This is a genomic window from Agrilactobacillus composti DSM 18527 = JCM 14202, from assembly GCF_001436375.1.
GTDB lineage: Bacteria > Bacillota > Bacilli > Lactobacillales > Lactobacillaceae > Agrilactobacillus > Agrilactobacillus composti.
Map to the genome: position 1 here is coordinate 1 of NZ_AZGA01000013.1, position 1014 is coordinate 1014.

The following is a 1014-nucleotide window of genomic DNA, read 5'->3' on the forward strand; positions in this document are numbered from 1 at the left end:
TTCAGACGCAGCTGCGACGCAAACCCATGGCCTATGCCACCGGTAAGAAAGATAAAAAAGGTAAAGAAATTTATCTAAGAGTTCCCAGAGACCTGCACTGGCTTTGGAAACCGGTCTATTTTCAGCGCCCGCAAGCTGACTTAGTTCGTAATCGGGATTGGTCTATCGTCGCAAATGGTAAAAAGTTGTCCATCAATACACTTCAAGGCCGGGTGAAAGCTCGCTTTGTGTTAAAAACTGGCTTTGAACAGTACCTGGATGGCACTTGGGAGTTTGGCGGCGCGAAACTAATTAAGTCTGGTACCAATTGGTTTTTATACATTGCAGTTAATAAAGAATTTTCTGAATTGACTCGTACCGATATGCAACACGTTGTGGGACTTGACCGGGGGATCCGGCAATTAGTCACTACCTATGATGATCAGGGGAAAACAACGTTTTTCAATGGTCAAGCCGTCAACCGTAAACGGCGCCACTACAAAGCGCTGCGAACTAGTTTGCAAAAACACAATACCAGAAATTCCAAACGGCGTATCCGTCAAATGGGCAATAAAGAGAACCGCTGGATGACTGATCTCAACCATCAGCTGTCTAAGACACTTGTTGCGAAGTATGGTCCAAATACGTTGTTTGTTTTAGAAGATCTGGTCAATGTTCGTTTTGCCACAGAAAAGACGGTCAAATATAACCGCCATGAGCAAGTATCTTGGGCATTTTACCAGCTGGAACAGATGTTGACTTACAAGGCTATTCAAGCAGGCGCTGCAGTCATTACTGTCAGTGCAGCTTATACCAGTCAGCGCTGTCCTCACTGTGGCGAGATCAAGAAGACAAATCGCGACCACCAACTTCACGTCTACCAATGTTCAAATTGCGGTTACCAATCTAATGATGATCGCATCGGTGCCATGAACATTCAATACTTGGGTACCCAGTATATCGACGGCGTGAAAAAGCTCAAACTCAAAAAGAAAAAAAGTGCGAACGGGTAAACCTGTTCAATTGCCGGTGAAG

At 44.9% G+C, this 1014-nt stretch carries 1 protein-coding gene; it reads left to right on the forward strand.

Annotated features, from left to right (window positions below; translation table 11 throughout):
- A partial coding sequence (locus FC83_RS03855) for an RNA-guided endonuclease TnpB family protein (protein WP_057002413.1) occupies positions 1–992 on the forward strand: 992 nt, incomplete at its 5' end.
- Positions 993–1014: the final 22 nt, after the last annotated feature.